Origin of the sequence: Pseudonocardia bannensis (assembly GCF_012911875.1) — a bacterium.
GTDB lineage: Bacteria > Actinomycetota > Actinomycetes > Mycobacteriales > Pseudonocardiaceae > Pseudonocardia > Pseudonocardia bannensis.
Genome location: NZ_JAAXKZ010000125.1, coordinates 1 through 17686 on the forward strand (window position 1 = coordinate 1; position 17686 = coordinate 17686).

Here is a 17686-nt window from a genome sequence, read left to right on the forward strand (position 1 = left end):
CCCCCGGGCCGAGACGGCCGATCCGTCGGCTCCGGGGAACCGGCCCACCGGTGCCGCACCCGCCCCCGACACGGGGGCGGCACCCACGGCCGATCCCGGATCCGGCTGGTTCGACGACCCGGTCACCGCCGCCCGCCGATCGGCCTCCACGGGCTGGTGGACCCCGCCGCCGCACGGCCCCTCGTGACCTCGGGTCCGGCCGGCCCCGCGCCGTCACCGACACGCCGGAAACCTGTTCGCCACGGACCTCTAGCATCGATGGCAGACATCCCGTAGTTCGGTTCAGCTGTTCCTGGAGGCCCGTCGTGTCCGCACCCCCCGTCCACCCCGAGTCCGCCCGCGTCCGGGTGCCGGCCGGGACGACGGCGGGCGCCGCCGTCCGGGAGGCCGGGTTGCCGACCAGCGGCCCGAGCGCGGTCGTCGTCGTCCGCGACGCAGAGGGCGCGCTGCGCGATCTGGCCTGGAGCCCGGACGCCGATGCCGAGGTCGAGGCCGTCGGCGCCGACACCGACGACGGCCGCAGCGTCATCCGGCACTCCGCCGCACACGTGCTCGCGCAGGCCGTCCAGCAGGTCAAGCCGGAGGCCAAGCTCGGGATCGGCCCGCCGATCACCGACGGCTTCTACTACGACTTCGACGTCGACACCCCCTTCACACCGGACGACCTGAGCAAGCTCGAGTCGGCGATGAAGAAGATCATCAAGTCGGGCCAGCGGTTCTCCCGGCGCCGCTTCGACTCCCTCGACGAGGCTCGCGAGGAGCTGGCCGGCGAGCCCTACAAGCTCGAGCTGATCGACCTCAAGGGCGGTGGCTCCGACGACGTCGACACCTCCGAGGTGATGGAGGTCGGCGAGGGCGAGCTGACGATCTACGACAACGTGCACGCGCACACCGGCGACACGATCTGGAGCGACCTGTGCCGCGGCCCGCACGTGCCCACCACGAAGTTCATCCCGGCGTTCAAGCTGATGCGCTCCGCGGCGGCGTACTGGCGGGGCAGCGAGAAGAACCCGCAGCTCCAGCGCATCTACGGCACCGCGTGGGAGAGCACCGAGCAGCTCGACGCCTACCTGACCCGGCTGGCCGAGGCCGAGCGCCGCGACCACCGGCGACTCGGTAGCGAGCTCGACCTCTTCAGCTTCCCCGACGAGATCGGCTCCGGTCTCCCGGTCTTCCATCCCAAGGGCGGCATCATCCGCCGGGAGATGGAGGACTACTCCCGGCGCCGGCACGAGGAGGCGGGGTACGAGTTCGTCAACACCCCGCACATCACCAAGGGCCAGCTGTTCGAGACCTCCGGCCACCTGCAGTGGTACGCCGAGGGCATGTACCCGGGGATGCACCTCGACGCCGAGGTGGGCCCGGACGGCGAAGTCCGCAAGCCTGGCCAGGACTACTACCTCAAGCCGATGAACTGCCCGATGCACAACCTGATCTACCGGGCGCGCGGGCGGTCCTACCGGGAGCTGCCGCTGCGGCTGTTCGAGTTCGGCACGGTGTACCGGTACGAGAAGTCCGGCGTGGTGCACGGCCTCACCCGCGCTCGCGGTTTCACCCAGGACGACGCGCACATCTACGTCACCGCCGACCAGCTGCAGGACGAGATCAAGTCGCTGCTGCAGTTCGTGCTCGACCTGCTCCGCGACTACGGCCTCGACGACTTCTACCTGGAGCTGTCGACCCGCAACGAGGAGAAGTACGTCGGCACCGACGAGGAGTGGGAGGCCGCCACCGAGGCGCTGCGCCGCGCCGCGGAGGACTCCGGGCTCGAGCTCGTGCTCGACCCGGGCGGCGCCGCGTTCTACGCGCCGAAGATCTCGGTGCAGACCAAGGACGCGATCGGCCGGACCTGGCAGATGTCGACCATCCAGGTCGACATGCAGCTCCCGGAGCTCTTCGATCTGGAGTACACCGCCCCCGACGGCACCCGGCAGCGCCCGTACATGATCCACCGGGCGCTGTTCGGCTCCATCGAGCGATTCTTCGGGGTGCTCACCGAGCACTACGCGGGCGCCTTCCCGGCCTGGCTGTCGCCGGTCCAGGTGGTGGCCATCCCGGTGACCGACGACCAGGTCTCCCACGTCGAGGGCGTCGCGAAGGCGCTGCGCTCGCGGGGGATTCGGGTGGAGGTCGACGCCGGGGACGACCGGATGCAGAAGAAGATCCGCACGCACACGCTGCAGAAGGTGCCGTTCATGCTGCTCGCGGGGGCCCGTGACGTCGAGGCGGGCGCGGTGAGCTTCCGGTTCCGGGACGGCACGCAGGTCAACGGGGTGCCGGTGGACGAGGCCGTCGACGCGATCGCCGGCTGGGTCGAGCGGCGGGAGAACGCGTCGCCGACCGCGGAGGGCTTCCCGGTCGCTCACTAGGATCACTCCTCATGGACGAGCCGGCGATGGTGCCCCAGGACGGCGTCGGGACACCGGACGGGTTCCGCCGGCTGTGGACGCCGCACCGTCTCGCCTACATCAAGGAGGCGGGGGAGGGCGGCTGCCCGTTCTGCCGGATCCCCGAGCTGCCCGACGACGAGGGCCTCGTCGTCGCGCGCGGGCAGACGGTGTACGCGCTGCTCAACCTGCACCCGTACAACCCGGGGCACCTGATGGTGCTGCCCTACCGGCACGTCGCGGAGCTCGAGGACCTCAGCGAACCCGAGGCCGCCGAGCTGATGGCGTTCACCCAGCGGGCGGTGAAGGCGATGAAGCGGGTGGCCGCCCCGCACGCGTTCAACGTCGGGCTGAACCTGGGCACGGTGGCCGGTGGCTCGCTCGCCGACCACCTGCACCAGCACGTGGTGCCGCGCTGGGGCGGCGACGCCAACTTCATCGCCGTCGTCGGACAGACGAAGGTGATCCCCCAGTTGCTGTCCGAGACCCGCGAGTTGCTGGCCGACGCCTGGGAACCTGCTGAGACGTCCGACGGTCCGACGGGGTAGCTGCCCGGCCGCGGGTCCACCCCCGACTAGTCTTGGGCAGTCTCCGGAGGGCCCGTCAACCGGCAGGAGTCGGCACCAGTCCATGCTCAACGTCTTCGCCCGAGCGCGCGTGAACCGGGTCACCGACCCGATCGGCCGGTGGCTGGTCGGACGCGGGGTCTCGCCGGACCTGGTCACGGTCATCGGCACGGTCGGTGCGGTCGCCGCCGCGCTGTGGTTCCTTCCCCGCGGCGAGCTGATCGTGGGGCCGTTCGTGATCACCGCGTTGGTGCTGCTGGACCTGCTCGACGGCGCCATGGCCCGCGCCCGCGGACACGGCACGCCGTTCGGGGCCGTCCTCGACGCCACCTGCGACCGGCTGGCCGACGGCGCGTTGTTCGCCGCGCTGGCCTGGTGGTGCCTGGCGGCGGCCGACCAGGCGGCGGCCGGCGCCGCCGCGTTGGTCTGCCTGGTCGCAGGCCAGATCGTGTCCTACATCAAGGCCCGGGCGGAGGCGGAGGGCCTCTCCGCGGACGGCGGCCTCGTCGAGCGTGCCGAGCGGTTGATCGTCGCCCTGTTCGGCACGTTCCTGGAGGGCGTCGGGGTGCCGTACGCGCTCACCGTCGCGCTGTCGCTGCTGGCTGCCGCGTCGGTGTGGACGGTCGGGCAGCGCATGGTGGCCGTGTACCGCAGCGCGCGGGCTGCGGCCGAGCCGGCCTCCGGGGCCGGGGGAGTGCGATGAGCGAGCGTGCGAGCGAATCATGGGCACTGCGCCTGCGCGAAGCGCCGACCGAGCGCAGCGAGGGAGTGCGATGAGCGAGCTTGCGAGCGAATCATGGGCACTGCGCCTGCGCGAAGCGCCGACCGAGCGCAGCGAGGGAGTGCGATGAGCGAGCGTGCTGAGCGGGCTGCCGATCTCGCGTTCGCCGCGGGGTGGCGATTCGTGCGGGCGCTGCCGCCGTCGGTGGCGTTCGGCGCCTTCCGGCTCGGCGCGGACCTGGCCGCCCGGCGCGGCGGCCAGGGGCCGCGGCGGCTCCGGGCCAACCTGGCCCGGGTCGTCCCGGCGGCGGGGCCTGCGGAGCTGGACAGCCTGGTGCACGCGGGGCTGCGCAGCTACGCCCGGTACTGGTGCGAGGCGTTCCGGCTGCCCACGATGGACCCGGCGGAGATCCACCGGCGGATGGATCCGCTGGTCACGGGAGCGGAGCCGGTCTGGGAGGCACTCGACGACGGCCGCGGCGTGATCTTCGCGCTGCCACACAGCGGCAACTGGGACCTGGCCGGGGTCTGGATGGTGGAGTCGCTGCGCCGGCTGGGGCGCGAGCCCGCGTTCACCACCGTGGCCGAGCGGTTGCGGCCGGAGTCCCTGTTCCGCCGGTTCGTGGCGTACCGGGAGTCGCTGGGATTCGAGGTCGTCGCGGCCGAGGACGGTCGGGCGGCCCACCGGGCGCTGACCGAGAGGCTGCGCCGTGGCGGAGTCGTCTGCCTGGTCTCCGACCGCGACCTCACCGCCGCGGGCGTCGAGGTGTCCTTCTTCGGGGAGAAGGCCCGGTTGCCCGCGGGGCCGGCGCGGCTGGCCGCGCTCACCGGGGCGGTGCTGCTGCCCGCCTACCCCCGGTTCACCCCCGGTGGCTGGGCGCTGACCATCGCCCCGCCGGTCCCGGTGCCCGACCGGACCGCCGTCGTCAAGGCCACCCAGGCGCTGGCCGACGCGCTCGCCGGGTTGATCGCGCAGGCCCCGGCCGACTGGCACATGCTGCAGCCGCTGTTCAGCGCCGACCTGACAGCCGACCTGACGGGCGACCTCGCGGCGGGTCCCGGTCCCGCACCCGGAGCGGAGATCCCGTGAACCCCGGGCCCCTGCGGATCGGCATCGTCTGCCCGTACTCCCTGGACGTGCCGGGTGGGGTGCAGGCGCACGTCGTCGACCTCGCGCGGGCGCTGCGGCGGCTGGGGCACTCGGTGAGCGTGCTCGCACCGGCCGACGAGGACCGGGCGGGCGGCAAGGCGGCGCTGCCCGACTTCGTCACCCCGGCCGGCCGAGCGCACGCGGTGCCCTACAACGGCTCGGTGGCCCGGGTGACCTTCGGCCCGGTGTCCTACGCGCGGGTCAGGCGCTGGCTCGCCGACCACACCTTCGACGTGCTGCACCTGCACGAGCCCACGACGTTCAGCATCTCGGTGCTGGCGCTGCTGATGGCCGAGGGTCCGATCGTCGCGACGTTCCATACCTCCACCGAGCGGTCCCGGGCGCTCATCGCGTTCGGTGGCATGCTGCGGCCCCTGATGGAGAAGGTCACCGCCCGCATCGCGGTGTCCACGCTCGCCCGCCGGGTCCAGGTCGAGCACCTGGGCGGAGACGCGGTGGAGATCCCGAACGGTGTCGACGTCGGCTTGTTCGCGGAAGGGCCGTTGCTGCCCGGGTATCCGCGGCCCGGGTCGGCCACCGTCGGATTCCTCGGCCGGTTCGACGAGCCGCGCAAGGGCATGGCGGTGCTGCTCGACGCGCTGCGGCTGCTGACCCCGCAGCGCCCGGACCTGCGGTTGCTCGTCGTGGGGCGGGGGGACGCCGATGCGCTGCGCCGGCACGCCGGCCCCGCGCTGGCCGACCGGCTCGACATCCTCGGCCCGGTGGACGACGCGACCAAGGCGGCGGCCCTGCGCTCCATGGACGTCTACTGCGCCCCGAACCTCGGCGGGGAGAGCTTCGGCATGGTGCTGACCGAGGCGATGGCGGCCGGCGCCCCGGTGCTGGCCAGCGAGCTGAACGCGTTCCGCCGCGTGCTGGGCGGCGGCGAGGGGGACGATCCGGGAGTGCTCGCCGGGGTGCTCGTGCCCACCGGTGACGCGGGCGCTCTGGCGGGCGCCCTCGGGGCGCTGCTGGACGATCCGGCCCGCCGGTCCGCGCTGGCCGCGGCGGGGCGGCTGCAGGCGGCCGACTACGACTGGCCGGTGGTGGCCGGTGCCGTGCTGCGGGTCTACCAGGCGGCGGTGGCCGCTGATCCGCGCCGATCCATCCTGGCGCGCGACACGGGGAGCACATGGTGACACTGATCGCCTGGGTGCTTCTGGTCACGATCCTGGTGGTCGCGATCGTGCTGACCATGCTGTGCGTCGGTCGGGCGCGGCGGCTCGACCGGCTGCACGTGCGCACCGACGCGGCCCGGGCCGGGCTGCGCACGGCGCTGGACCGCCGGGCCGAGGTGGCGGGCCGGGTGGCCGCGGCGCTGGGGGCCACCGGCCACGACGTCACCGCGCTGCGGGCCGCAGCGGCCGCCGCGCACGCGGCCGTCGACGATGACCGCGAGGCCGCCGAGAACGTGCTGAGCAGGCGATTGACCGAGATCGATCGGGGATCACTCGACGATGCGCTGTTCTCCGACCTGGTCGACGCCGAGCAGCTCGTCATCCTGGCGCGCCGGGTGCACAACGACGCGGTGCGCGACACCCTGGGGCTCCGGTCCCGGCGGCTGGTGCGCTGGCTGCGGCTCGCGGGCACGGCGCCGGAGCCCGGGTACTTCGAGATCGCCGACCCCGCTCCCGCCGCCGCCCGGCGGCACGTGGCCTGACGCCCACGGGCCGACCCCGTGAGCTGACGTACCATCGCATGGTTCCCTGTTCGACATCCAGAGAGGTACCGCCGTGTCGCGCGACCAGGCCCTTTCCGACAACGCCGGCCCCCAGCTGGGGACCGCCCGCGTGAAGCGCGGCATGGCCGAGATGCTCAAGGGCGGCGTCATCATGGACGTGATCGACGCCGACCAGGCGAAGATCGCCGAGGACGCCGGTGCGGTGGCCGTGATGGCGCTGGAGCGGGTGCCGGCCGACATCCGCGCGCAAGGCGGCGTGGCTCGGATGAGCGACCCGGACATGGTCCAGGGCATCATCGACGCGGTCTCGATCCCGGTGATGGCCAAGGCCCGTATCGGGCACTTCGTCGAGGCGCAGGTGCTGCAGTCCATCGGCGTCGACTACATCGACGAGTCCGAGGTGCTCACCCCCGCCGACGAGGCGCACCACATCGACAAGTGGGCATACACCGTGCCGTTCGTCTGCGGCGCGACGAACCTGGGGGAGGCGCTGCGGCGCATCTCCGAGGGCGCCGCCATGATCCGCTCGAAGGGTGAGGCCGGGACCGGGAACGTCGTCGAGGCGACCCGTCACATGCGGTCCATCCGGGCCGAGATCCGCCGCCTCGGCACGCTCGACCCGACCGAGCTGTACGTGGCCGCGAAGGAGCTGCGGGCGCCGGTCGAGCTGGTGGCCGAGGTCGCCGCCTCGGGCAAGCTGCCCGTCGTCCTGTTCACCGCCGGTGGCATCGCGACCCCGGCCGACGCGGCGATGATGATGCAGCTCGGCGCCGAGGGTGTGTTCGTCGGCTCCGGGATCTTCAAGTCGGGCGACCCGGCGCAGCGTGCGGCGGCCATCGTCAAGGCCACCACGTTCCACGACGACCCCGACGTGATCGCCAAGGTCTCCCGTGGGCTCGGCGAGGCGATGGTCGGGATCAACATCCCGGACCTGGCTGCCGAGCAGCGGTTCGCCGACCGGGGCTGGTGAGCCCCGCACGACCCTGACGACGACGCCCCGCCCGGGACTCCGGGCGGGGCGTCGTGCGTCTGAGGCACGGGCATCACCCCTTCGGGGCGGGGTGCGGGCGGTTCGACCATCGGTCGCGCCGTTCGTCGTGCAGCGGAGTTCGATCGGCGTGGAGCCGGCCGAATTCGGCGACGGTGCGTGGCCCCCTCGGGTTGAGTCGCTAACACGGTGAGGTGAATCGGCCGTCCGATGTCACGCCGCGCCCATAGTCTCCGCCGTGTCGGATGTTGTCCGAGTGGCGGAGGAGACGGATGAGACGCTTCGTGGCGATCGGGAGCGTCGTCGCCATGACGATGTTCGGCGGATCCGCGGCGGCGACCGCACAGCCGGAAACGCCGGCGCCGGCCGACTGCGTGCCGGCCGTCGCGCCCGGAGCGGCGACCGGTTCCGCGGCGACCTCTGCTCCGGCGGCCCCGATTCCTGATCCGGCGACGGCGCCCGCACCCACGGCTCCCGCCGACCCGGCGACGCCGGCACGGGTCCCGGTCGCCGGGGCTGCTCCTGCCCCGGCGGCGCCGGGCACCGCGCCCGGCCCGGAGGCACCGGCTGCGCTCGCGCCCGGTGCTGCGGCTGCTGCAGGCTCGGCTCCGGCTCCGGCTCCGGCGGCTTCCGCCCCGGCTGCTCCGGCGCCCGCCGCAGCGGCTCCGGTAGGGGCCGCACCGGCTGCTCCGGCGGCGCCCGTTTCGGCCCCTGCCGCTGCGCCCGCTTCCGCAGTTCCGCCGGCACCTGCCTCGGCCGTCGTTCCTGCTCCGGCAGCCCCATCGGCGCCCGCCTCGGCCGTCGTTCCTGCTCCGGCAGGCCCGCCGGCGCCCGCCCCGGCTGCCGTGCCGGCCCCGCCGAACGGCAGTGTGGCGGTTCCGGGGTCCGACGTGTCCGCCGCAGAGTCCGTGCGACCCGGTGCCGACCCGCTCGCGGTCCGCGCCGCCGAGGAGGACTCCTCGGGCGACTCCGGAGACGGCTCCTCGGGTTCGTCCGGCGGTTCCCCGGACGACTCGTCCGGCGATGCGTCCGATGACACGTCGCGCGGCGATGCATCCGGCGGCGACCAGCCCCGATCCCCGGCGGACGAGCCCGGCGCGCCGTCGAGCACCGAGCAACCTGCCGCGAACGCACCGGCCCCTGTCCAGACCCCGCCCGACCCGTGTGCCCCGCAGTCGCCGGCCGGTACCGACACCACCGCGGCGACGACCCTCGGCTGGGGGGAGCCCGTCCGCGTCGACGAGTTCACCGGTCCGGCGCTCGACGCCTCCTGGAACGTCTACAACGGGCCCGGATACACGACCAGCGGGCGCCGGACCCCGGACGCGCTCCGTCTCCAGGACGGGCTGCTCACGATCACCGGTACCGCCGAGGGTGCCACCGGCGGCATGGCCTGGAACTCCGGCCAGCAGTACGGGCGGTGGGAGGGCCGGGTCCGGGCCCCCGCGGGCGATCGCGCGTACAACCCGCTGCTGCTGCTGTGGCCCGACGCCGACGACTTCCCGGTGGGCGGGGAGATCGACTTCATGGAGATGCTGGACCCCGCCCGGCAGAAGACCCACGCGTTCCTGCACCACGGACCGCGCAACGACCAGGTGTTCGGCGAGGTCGCGATCGACGGTACGCAGTGGAACAACTGGGCCGTCGAGTGGACACCGAACCACGTGGCCGCGTTCGTGAACGGCAAGGAGTGGTTCCGCACGACCGACAGGTCGATCCTGCCGTCCGGCCCGATGCACCTGTGCATCCAGCTGGACTTCTTCCCGAGGGGCGGGGTGGTCGAGCCGTCCTCGATGCAGGTCGACTGGGTGCGGCAGTACGCGCTCAGCCCGGAGGAGTTGGCGGCGCCTCCGCCACCCGCCCCGGCTCCTGCCCCCGCTCAGGACACGGGCGAGCCGGGCACCGGCGAGGCCCCGGCCGCGCCTGCCGGCGATACCCCGCGCGACAGCGGCGACAGCGGCGGGGAGAACGGCGGCGACACCAGCGGCGGCGACACCAGCGGCGGCGACACCAGCGGCGGCGACACCAGCGGCGGCGACGGTGAGAGCCGCGACGACTCCGGCGAGGGGGGCGGTGACAGTGAGGGGGCCGCGGCGCCCGCACCGGCTGCTCCGGTCGTCGACAAGCCCCGCGGGCTGGTGCCGGACCCGGTACCCGCACCACGCCCCTGATCCAACCGGCGGCGCCGGTCTCCTCCCGTGGGCGGCCGGCGCCGTCGCATCGTCAGACGTACTCCATGATCAGTACCGCCGCCGTGCCCGGCTCGAGAGCCTGGTAACCGTGGGGTCGGTCGCCCGGAAAGCAGGCGTAGTCGCCGGGGCCGAGTTCGACGGTCGCCCCCTCGGGACCGGCCTGCCAGCGTCCCGCGGTGACCAGGATGTGCTCGGTCGTCCCGCGGATGTGGGCGTGCGCCTCCCGGGCCGGGCCGGGCTCGGCGGTCATGACGTGCAGGTCGCGCCGGGCGCCGGGTGGGCAGGCGGCGAGCAGGGTCGCGGTGAACGGTGCCTGCTCGGACGGGATCGCGAGTCCCTCCCCGGCCCGCACGACGCGGACGGTGGGGGCAGGTGGGTCCACGAGACGGCTGAACGGCACGTCGAGCACCACTGCGAGCGCCCACAGCGTCTCCACGCTCGGGTTCCCCGACCCGGCCTCGAGCTGCGACAACGTGGACTTCGCGATCCCGGCGCGACGGGCCAGCTCGGCCAGTGAGATGCCCAGTCGCTCGCGCTCCCGGCGTAGCGCGACCGCGATGGTCTCCAGTGGTGTCGTTCGGTCCATCGGTTCCCTCGTTCGAGTTGACGAACGGCGTCTCGGTGTTCAGTGTAGGACCCCGTGCGTTCGATGAAGCGAACGGTGGACCGCGACGACCTGCGCGATGCGCTGGCCCTCGCTGCCGCCATCGGGGTGGTCGGGGCGTCGTTCGGGGCGCTGGCGGCCGCGGCCGGGGTACCGGTGCCGCTCACGATCGCGATGTCGCTGCTGGTGTTCGCGGGTGGTTCGCAGTTCCTCGTGGTCGCGGTCATCGCCGCCGGGGCGAGCCCGGTCGCCGCGGTCGCCGCCGGACTGCTGCTCAACGCCCGGCACCTGCCGTTCGGGCTCGCGGTGTCCGGCGTCGTCGGTGACCGGTGGCCCGCCCGCCTGCTCGGCGCGCACGTCCTGATCGACGAGTCGGTGGCGTTCTCCCGGGCGCGCGGTAGCGGTCCGCGCGCCCGCACCGCGTACTGGCTCTGCGGCGGGCTGTTCTTCGTGTTCTGGAACGTCGGCACGGTCGTGGGGGTGCTGGCCGGCTCGGCCGTGCCGGACCCCGGTGCCTTCGGCGTCGACGCGGCTTTCCCCGCCGGGCTACTCGCGCTGCTGTTGCCCGCGCTGCGCCGCGCGGACGCCCGCCGGGTCGGTTTCGGGTCGGCGGCCGTCGCGCTGCTCGCGACGCCGTTCCTGCCCGCCGGTCTGCCGGTGATCATCGGTCTGCTCGGGCTGGTGCTGGCCGGACGGGAGGAGCGGTGACCTGGTCCGCCGTGCTGGCCCTCGCCGCCGGGACGTACCTGATGCGGCTGGTCGGGCTGGCCCTGCGCCACCGCGTCGCCGTTCCCGAACGGGTCGAGCGCTACATCGACCTGGGGGCGACCGCGTTGCTCGTCGCGCTCGTCGCCACCGCGGCCCTGACCGAGGCCGGTGGCTTCGCGGGCTGGGCCCGCCCGGCCGGCGTCGCCGTCGGGGCGTTGGCCGCGTGGCGGAAGGTGCCGTTCGTGCTGGTGGTGGTCCTGGCGGCCGGGACGACGGCGGCGCTGCGAGCCCTCGGCGTCCCCTGACCGCGCGGCGGTTCGCCGCGCGCGACCCCGGGTCGTGCGTCACCGGGCCGATCACGCTGCCGGGCCGATCGCGCTGCCGGGCCGATCACGCAGCGGGCGCGACCAGCCGGCGTGCCGCCGGGGTGAACAGCGCCGCCGCGACGACCGCCGACACGACGGCCAGCACGGCCAACGGCCGCCGGAAGCCATCCGATCCGCCGGTCAGCGACAACAGCAGCGGTGCCGCGAACCCCAGGTAGGCGCACGCGTAGAAGGTGCCGGTCAGCGCGCCGCGGGCGGTGGGCGTGGCGATCATCGCTGTCATCGTCAGGCCCGCGGCCAGGCACAGCCCGTAGGCGACTCCCAGGAGCACCGACACCGGAGCCAGCAGCGGCCAGCTGCGCAGGCCGTCTGCGATCAGGCTCAGCCCGAGCCCGGCGCTGCCGACGGCGATGCCGACGGGGCCGGCCACCGTCGCGCCCAGCCGCCGGGAAAGCGGCTGCGCCAGCACACCGGTGCCCAGCGTGAGCCCCGACACCAGACCCGTCACCGCCACCGCGATGCCGGGCATGGCCGGGATCAGCTGCAGCGGCAGCACCGTCACCGCGGTTGACGGGAAGGTGAACACCGCGACCGCGACCGGGAACACCACCAGCGCGAACGGCCACCGGGCGGCGGAGGGCACGCCGAGGTCGAGCAACGGGCCGCCGACCCGGCGGTGCTCTCGCGGGAGGGTCTCCGGGATGGTGGGCAGCAGGGCGAGCGCGACGAGCATCAACGCGACGTGCACGGCGAACGGCAGCACGGTCGGTGCGGGTGCCCACTGCGCGAGGAGCCCGGCCGTCAACGGCCCGAGCGCCCAGCCGCCGCCGAGTGCCACCGTGGTCAGCCGGGCTGAACGCGCCGGATCGCGGACGAGCTCGGCGAGCCACGCCGTCCCGATGCTGAACACCACCCCGGACACCGCGCCCTGCAGGAACCGCCCTGCGAACAGCACGGCCGCCGACGACGACGCGCCGAGGAACAGCACCGAGGTGAGCGCGGACAGCACCACGAAGGGGATCACGACAGGGCGCCGGCCCAGCCGGTCCGAGGCCGGGCCGGCCAGCAGCAGGGCCGGCACGAGGCCCGCGGCGTACACGCCGAACGCGCCGGTCAGCGCGGTGGGGGAGAGCCCGAGCGACTCGCGGTAGACGAGCAGCAGCGGTGTCGGCACGTTCGTGCCGTACGCGACGACGAAGATCACGGTCCACAGGGCGGCCCGACTCGACCAGCGCCGTCGCATCGGCGCACCCTACGCGGGCCGGGACTAGTGCGGGGCGACCTCGAAGCGGGCGAAGCTGCGGGTGAACGTCGCCGTGCCCGAGGTCATCGCCCGCAGGTCCACGGCGTAGCGCAGCAGCTCCGTGGCCGGTACCTCGGCGCGGATGAGGGTTCGCCCCGTCCCGGCCGCCTCGGTGCCCAGCACCCGGCCCCGCCGTGACGACAGGTCCCCGAGCACCGAGCCCAGGTGCTCGTCGGGTATTCGCACCGTGACCTCGTCCAGCGGCTCCAGCAGCACCGTCCCGCACTCCTCGGCGGCCTGTCGCAACGCCAGCGCGCCCGCGGTCTGGAAGGCCGCGTCCGAGGAGTCCACGCTGTGCGCCTTTCCGTCGACCAGGGACGCGCGGATGTCGACGACGGGATGGTGGTCCTCGGTGAGGCCGCGGTCGATCTGGGTCCGGATGCCCTTCTCCACGCTCGGGATGAACTGCGTGGGCACCGACCCGCCGACCACCTTCGAGACGAACTCGAAGCCCGATCCCCGCGGCAGCGGCTCGAACTCGATGTGGCAGACCGCGTACTGGCCGTGCCCGCCGGACTGCTTCACGTGCCGCCCCGTGACCCGGCCCGGACGGGCGAGGGTGCTCCGCATCGGCACCCGGACCGGTTCGGTGTCGACCTCGGCACCCCCGGCGCGCAACCGGGAGAGCACCACGTCGGCGTGCGCCTCGCCCATGCACCACAGCACCGTCTGGTGGGTCTCGGCGTTGCGCTCCAGGCGCAGCGTCGGGTCGGCGGCCACGAGCTTGGACAGCGTCTTGACCAGCGCGTCCTCGTCTCCGCGGGTGCGGGCGAGGACGGCGACCGGCAGCAGCGGGTCGGGCAGCTCCCACGGCGTCAGCAGCAGCGGGTGGTCGGCCGCCGAGACGGTGTCGCCGGTCTCGGCCGTGCCGAGCTTGGTCAGCGCGCAGATGTCCCCGGCGATGCAGCCGTCGACCTCGCGCAACGTCGACCCGAGCGGTGAGTAGACGTGTGCGAGCCGCTCGTCCGCGTCGTGGTCGGCCTGGAGGCCGTTGCCGTTCTCGGCCGTGCTGCGTGGCGAGGGTACGGCCGGGCCGTGCCCGCTGACATGCACCGTGGACTCCGGGCGCAACGTCCCGGAGAACACCCGTACCAGTGAGACCCGCCCGACGTAGGCGTCCGCGGAGGTGCGCACGACCTCGGCGGCCAGCGGGCCGTCCGGGTCGGCGGTCAGCATCGGATGCTCGCCGCCGTCCACTGCGGTCACCGGCGGAAGCTGGTGCTCCAGGGGCGAGGGGAAACCGCCGACCAGCACCTCGAGCAGGGCGTCCAGTCCGATCCGGCCGGTCGCGCAGACCGGGATGACCGGGTGGAACGCCCCGCGCGCGACCGCGGTCTCGAGGTCGTCGATCAGGGTCGGGAGCTCGATCTCCTCGCCGCCGAGGTAGCGCTCCATGAGCGTCTCGTCCTCGGACTGCTCGATGATCCCCTCGATCAGTTCGCCGCGGGCGTCCTCCGCGCCGGGCGGCGCCTGGTCGGCCGGGGTGCGCGAGAGCAGGCCGTAGAGGCCGGTGAGCGTGCCGCCGTCGCGGATCGGCAGGTAGAGCGGGGCCACGCCGGGGCCGAACGCGTCCTGGCACGCGGTGATGGTGCCTTCCAGGTCGGCGCGGGCGTGGTCGCAGCGGGAGACGACGACGGCTCGCGGCATGTCGACCGCGGCGCACTCCTCCCACTGGGACACCGTGGCCGGGTCGATGATGCCGTCGCTGGCGGCGGAAGCGGGGATCACGAACAGCGCCCCGTCCGCGGCGCGCAGGCCCGCGCGCAGCTCGCCGACGAAGTCGCCGTAGCCGGGGGTGTCGATGAGGTTGATCTTGGTGTCGTCGTGGACCAGCGGCGCGACCGAGAGGGCGACCGAGCGCTGCTGGCGCACGGCGGCCGGATCGTGGTCGCAGACCGTGGTGCCCTCCAGGACCGAACCCTGCCTGGAGATGACCGAGGTCTGCGCGAGCAGCGCCTCGACCAGGGTCGTCTTCCCCGCGCCCGAGGGTCCGACCAGGACCACGTTGCGTACCCGGGCGGGATCGGTGACGGTGAGCACCCCGGTTCCCGCACGCTGCCCGCTGTCTGCTCTGACGGCCATAAGGACCACCTCCGCGGCCTGGCGTTGGATGTGTCCGATAACACACCCGCCGTATGCTTGACCACAACCCCTGGTCGGGGCCGAACGCTGGGGCCTCGCCCGGGTAGGGTCGTCGCCGTGCCGATTCCCGGGCCTGGATATGCCATCACCGCGCGGGTCGAGGCACCCGCATCCGCCAGCGCTGCTGGCGACCTCGCCGTGGCCGTCGGCCGAGTCGGCGGGGTCGTCACCGCATTCGACGTCGTCGAGGCGCACACCGGCGCGATCGTCGTCGACATCAGCTGCAACGCGCTGAACGAGGACCACGCCACCGAGATCACCGAGGCGCTCGACGCGCTGGCCGGGGTCACGGTCCGCAAGGTCTCCGACCGCACCTTCCTGCTGCATCTGGGCGGCAAGCTCGAGGTGCAGTCGAAGGTCAGCTTGCGCAACCGGGACGACCTGTCGCGCGCCTACACCCCTGGCGTCGCCCGGGTCTGCCAGGCCATCGCGGCCAACCCGGCGGACGCGCGCCGGCTCACCATCAAGCGCAACACGGTCGCCGTGGTGACCGACGGCTCCGCGGTGCTCGGCCTCGGCAACCTCGGCGCCGCCGCCGCGATGCCCGTGATGGAGGGCAAGGCGGCCCTGTTCAAGCGGTTCGCCGGCGTCGACGCGTGGCCGGTCTGCCTGGACACCCAGGACACCGAGGAGATCATCCGGACCGTGCAGGTGATCGCGCCGGCCTACGGCGGCATCAACCTGGAGGACATCGCCGCGCCGCGCTGCTTCGAGATCGAGGCCCGGCTGCGCGAGATGCTCGACATCCCGGTCTTCCACGACGACCAGCACGGCACCGCGGTGGTGGTGCTCGCCGCGCTGCGCAACGCGCTGCGAGTGGTGGGCAAGAAGCTCGCGGACTGCAGGATCGTGGTGTGCGGGGTCGGCGCGGCCGGCTCGGCGATCATCCGGCTGCTGCAGTCCGGCGAGCCGGGCGACGTGCTCGCCGTGGACATCGACGGGATCGTGCACCCGGGCCGGCCGGGACTCGACGCCAACCTCACCTGGATCGCCGAGCACACCAACGCCGAGGGTGTCTCCGGCACCCTCGCCGACGCGCTGGTCGCGGCGGACGTGTTCATCGGGGTGTCCGCGCCGAACCTGTTCGGTGCGGCCGAGGCCGCGACGATGGCCGACGACGCGATCGTGTTCGCCCTGGCCAACCCGGATCCGGAGATCGACCCGGCGGTGGCCCAGCAGCACGCGGCGATCGTGGCGACCGGGCGCTCGGACTACCCGAACCAGATCAACAACGTGCTGGCCTTCCCCGGGGTGTTCCGCGGCCTGCTCGACGCCCAGGCGCACGACATCACCGACCGGATGCTGCTCGCCGCCTCCGCCGCGATCGCCGACGTGGTGACCGAGCCGAACCCGTCGTTCATCGTGCCGAGCGTGTTCGACTCCGCGGTGGCGCCGGCAGTCGCCGAAGCGGTCCGGGCCGCCGCCCAGCGGGACCGCGACGACCAGGAGGCCACCACCCCGGGACGGGCCACCCCGTCGGACACCACCATGACCACCTGAGGCCATCCCACCCTCGCCACGTCCTCCACGTCCACGAGTCCGGCTTCCCCACCCCGCGAGTCGGGGTCTCCGGGTGCGCGAGTCGGGGTCCGTCCGCGCGCGAGTCGGTGCTTGCCCGTGTGCGAGTCGGAGTCTCCCAGCGCGCGAGTCGGGGGGTCCGGCGTGCGGTGGCTCGTCCCCGCGGAGGAGTCCGTCGTCACGTCCGGAGTGGAAGGTTCGCGCGATATCCACGACTACCCTGGTCAGCGTGGTTGCGATGATCGGGTCCGGTCCCGCCGTCGGTGTCCTCGCCCTGCAGGGCGACGTCCGTGAGCACCTGGCCGCGCTGACGGCCTGTGGAGTGCAAGCGGTCCCGGTCCGCCGTCCCATCGAGCTCGACACGGTGGACGCGCTCGTGCTGCCCGGTGGCGAGTCGACCACGATGAGCCGGCTGCTGGAGACCTTCGACATGCTCGAGCCCCTGCGCGCGCGACTGGCGAAGGGGATGCCGGCCTACGGTTCCTGCGCCGGGATGATCCTGCTCGCACGCGAGGTGCTCGACGGCCGGCCCGACCAGCAGCAACTCGGCGGACTCGACGTCGTGGTGCGGCGCAACGCGTTCGGCCGCCAGGTCGACTCCTTCGAGACCGACCTGGACATCGACGGGATCCCGGGTGACCCGGTCCGCGCGGTGTTCATCCGGGCGCCGTGGGTCGAGTCGACCGGACCCGAGGTCGAGGTGCTGGCGACGGTGCCGCCCGTTACGGCCTCCGGCCACGACGCGGGCGCGGCCGCGGGCCGGATCGTCGCGGTGCGCCAGGGGCCGGTACTGGCCACCGCGTTCCACCCCGAGCTGACCGGTGACGGCCGGGTGCACGCGCTGTTCTGCGACCTGGTGCGGGAGGCTGCCCGCGCCGCATGAGCGGTCCGCGGCAGCCGCGCATCACCGCTGCGCGGCTGCGCCTTCCCGTGCGCAGCAAGGTGGCCTCGCTCCGATCCAGTCGCAGCAGGGCCACCCTGCCAGCGCCACCTCGTCCAACCACGCGTCCGCGATTCCGAGCAGGCGGCCCCGCGCGTCGTGAACGGGGGCGTTCCACCATGGTTCGGGTAGGTCCGTACGTCGCCGGAGCCGCTTGGCATCGCGTTCGGCCGCCGACCTGACGCCCGCGCTCACATCGGCCAGGACTCGGCGTGGCGTCGAGTGCGACGAGGGTCCGCCTCGACCACCCCGCCGACGGATGCGCTGCGTAGGGTCGCCGGGGTCTGTGCCCATGATCCTCGTCGCATGGCGGCATGGTGTGGTCCCGGGCGTCCGCCGCGACGCGAAACGGCGAAACCGACCCGGACTTCCTCGCCCCGCGGTTGTGGCGGGGTGGACCTATCTCGGTCCGGTCGCAGTAGAGCCACCCTGCTGCACAGCGGGAGGGTGGGGGAGTGGTG

General features: G+C 73.6%; 15 protein-coding genes and 1 pseudogene. 13 read left to right on the forward strand and 3 right to left on the reverse strand.

The window, feature by feature from the left end; genetic code table 11:
- The 9 genes and pseudogenes from HF519_RS30620 to HF519_RS24530 form a co-directional block, all read left to right on the forward strand.
- Positions 1-187: pseudogene (locus HF519_RS30620) on the forward strand (hypothetical protein); the annotation flags it as partial.
- Positions 188-305: 118 nt separating this feature from the next.
- Positions 306-2369, forward strand: coding sequence for a threonine--tRNA ligase (gene thrS / locus HF519_RS24495; RefSeq protein ID WP_169415352.1), 2064 nt, complete (start codon positions 306-308; stop codon positions 2367-2369).
- 11 nt (positions 2370-2380) lie between these two features.
- Complete coding sequence (locus HF519_RS24500) at positions 2381-2935, forward strand: HIT family protein (protein WP_169415353.1); 555 nt, start codon at positions 2381-2383, stop codon at positions 2933-2935.
- Positions 2936-3017: 82 nt separating this feature from the next.
- Positions 3018-3656, forward strand: a complete 639-nt coding sequence (gene pgsA / locus HF519_RS24505) for a phosphatidylinositol phosphate synthase (protein WP_169415354.1) — start codon at positions 3018-3020, stop codon at positions 3654-3656.
- Between the two features lie 144 nt (positions 3657-3800).
- Positions 3801-4763, forward strand: a complete 963-nt coding sequence (locus tag HF519_RS24510) for a phosphatidylinositol mannoside acyltransferase (RefSeq protein ID WP_169415355.1) — start codon at positions 3801-3803, stop codon at positions 4761-4763.
- Positions 4764-4774: 11 nt separating this feature from the next.
- The gene (locus HF519_RS24515; RefSeq protein ID WP_169415365.1) at positions 4775-5962 is read left to right on the forward strand and encodes a glycosyltransferase family 4 protein; all 1188 of its coding nucleotides are present in this window, start codon (positions 4775-4777) and stop codon (positions 5960-5962) included.
- On the forward strand, positions 5956-6483 hold the full coding sequence (locus HF519_RS24520) for a LemA family protein (protein ID WP_211170522.1): 528 nt from the start codon (positions 5956-5958) through the stop codon (positions 6481-6483). The genes HF519_RS24515 and HF519_RS24520 overlap by 7 nt, the downstream gene beginning before the upstream one ends.
- Positions 6484-6556: 73 nt before the next feature.
- The gene (gene pdxS / locus HF519_RS24525) at positions 6557-7474 is read left to right on the forward strand and encodes a pyridoxal 5'-phosphate synthase lyase subunit PdxS (RefSeq protein ID WP_169415357.1); all 918 of its coding nucleotides are present in this window, start codon (positions 6557-6559) and stop codon (positions 7472-7474) included.
- Between the two features lie 908 nt (positions 7475-8382).
- Positions 8383-9663 carry a glycoside hydrolase family 16 protein gene (locus HF519_RS24530; RefSeq protein WP_169415358.1) on the forward strand — a complete coding sequence of 427 codons (1281 nt, stop codon included), beginning with the start codon at positions 8383-8385 and terminating at the stop codon, positions 9661-9663.
- A 52-nt stretch (positions 9664-9715) separates the two neighbouring features.
- Here the strand turns inward: HF519_RS24530 and HF519_RS24535 are convergent, their stop codons facing one another.
- The gene (locus HF519_RS24535; protein WP_169415359.1) at positions 9716-10270 is read right to left on the reverse strand and encodes a helix-turn-helix domain-containing protein; all 555 of its coding nucleotides are present in this window, start codon (positions 10268-10270) and stop codon (positions 9716-9718) included.
- 63 nt (positions 10271-10333) lie between these two features.
- Here HF519_RS24535 and HF519_RS24540 point away from each other — a divergent pair, with 63 nt between their 5' ends.
- Positions 10334-10996, forward strand: a complete 663-nt coding sequence (locus tag HF519_RS24540) for an AzlC family ABC transporter permease (RefSeq protein ID WP_169415360.1) — start codon at positions 10334-10336, stop codon at positions 10994-10996.
- Positions 10993-11301, forward strand: a complete 309-nt coding sequence (locus HF519_RS24545; protein ID WP_169415361.1) for an AzlD domain-containing protein — start codon at positions 10993-10995, stop codon at positions 11299-11301. Before HF519_RS24540 ends, HF519_RS24545 begins: the two co-directional genes overlap by 4 nt.
- Positions 11302-11386: 85 nt before the next feature.
- On the opposite strand, the gene HF519_RS24550 is transcribed toward HF519_RS24545, so the two are convergent.
- A complete protein-coding gene (locus HF519_RS24550) occupies positions 11387-12565 on the reverse strand; it encodes an MFS transporter (RefSeq protein WP_169415362.1) in 1179 nt (392 codons plus the stop codon).
- Between the two features lie 24 nt (positions 12566-12589).
- Positions 12590-14707: an elongation factor G-like protein EF-G2 gene (locus HF519_RS24555; RefSeq protein ID WP_169415363.1), complete on the reverse strand. Its 2118-nt coding sequence runs from the start codon at positions 14705-14707 to the stop codon at positions 12590-12592.
- A 117-nt stretch (positions 14708-14824) separates the two neighbouring features.
- Here HF519_RS24555 and HF519_RS24560 point away from each other — a divergent pair, with 117 nt between their 5' ends.
- On the forward strand, positions 14825-16267 hold the full coding sequence (locus tag HF519_RS24560) for an NAD-dependent malic enzyme (RefSeq protein WP_169415364.1): 1443 nt from the start codon (positions 14825-14827) through the stop codon (positions 16265-16267).
- Between the two features lie 256 nt (positions 16268-16523).
- Positions 16524-17168: a pyridoxal 5'-phosphate synthase glutaminase subunit PdxT gene (gene pdxT, locus HF519_RS24565; RefSeq protein ID WP_169415366.1), complete on the forward strand. Its 645-nt coding sequence runs from the start codon at positions 16524-16526 to the stop codon at positions 17166-17168.
- Positions 17169-17686 lie beyond the last annotated feature (518 nt).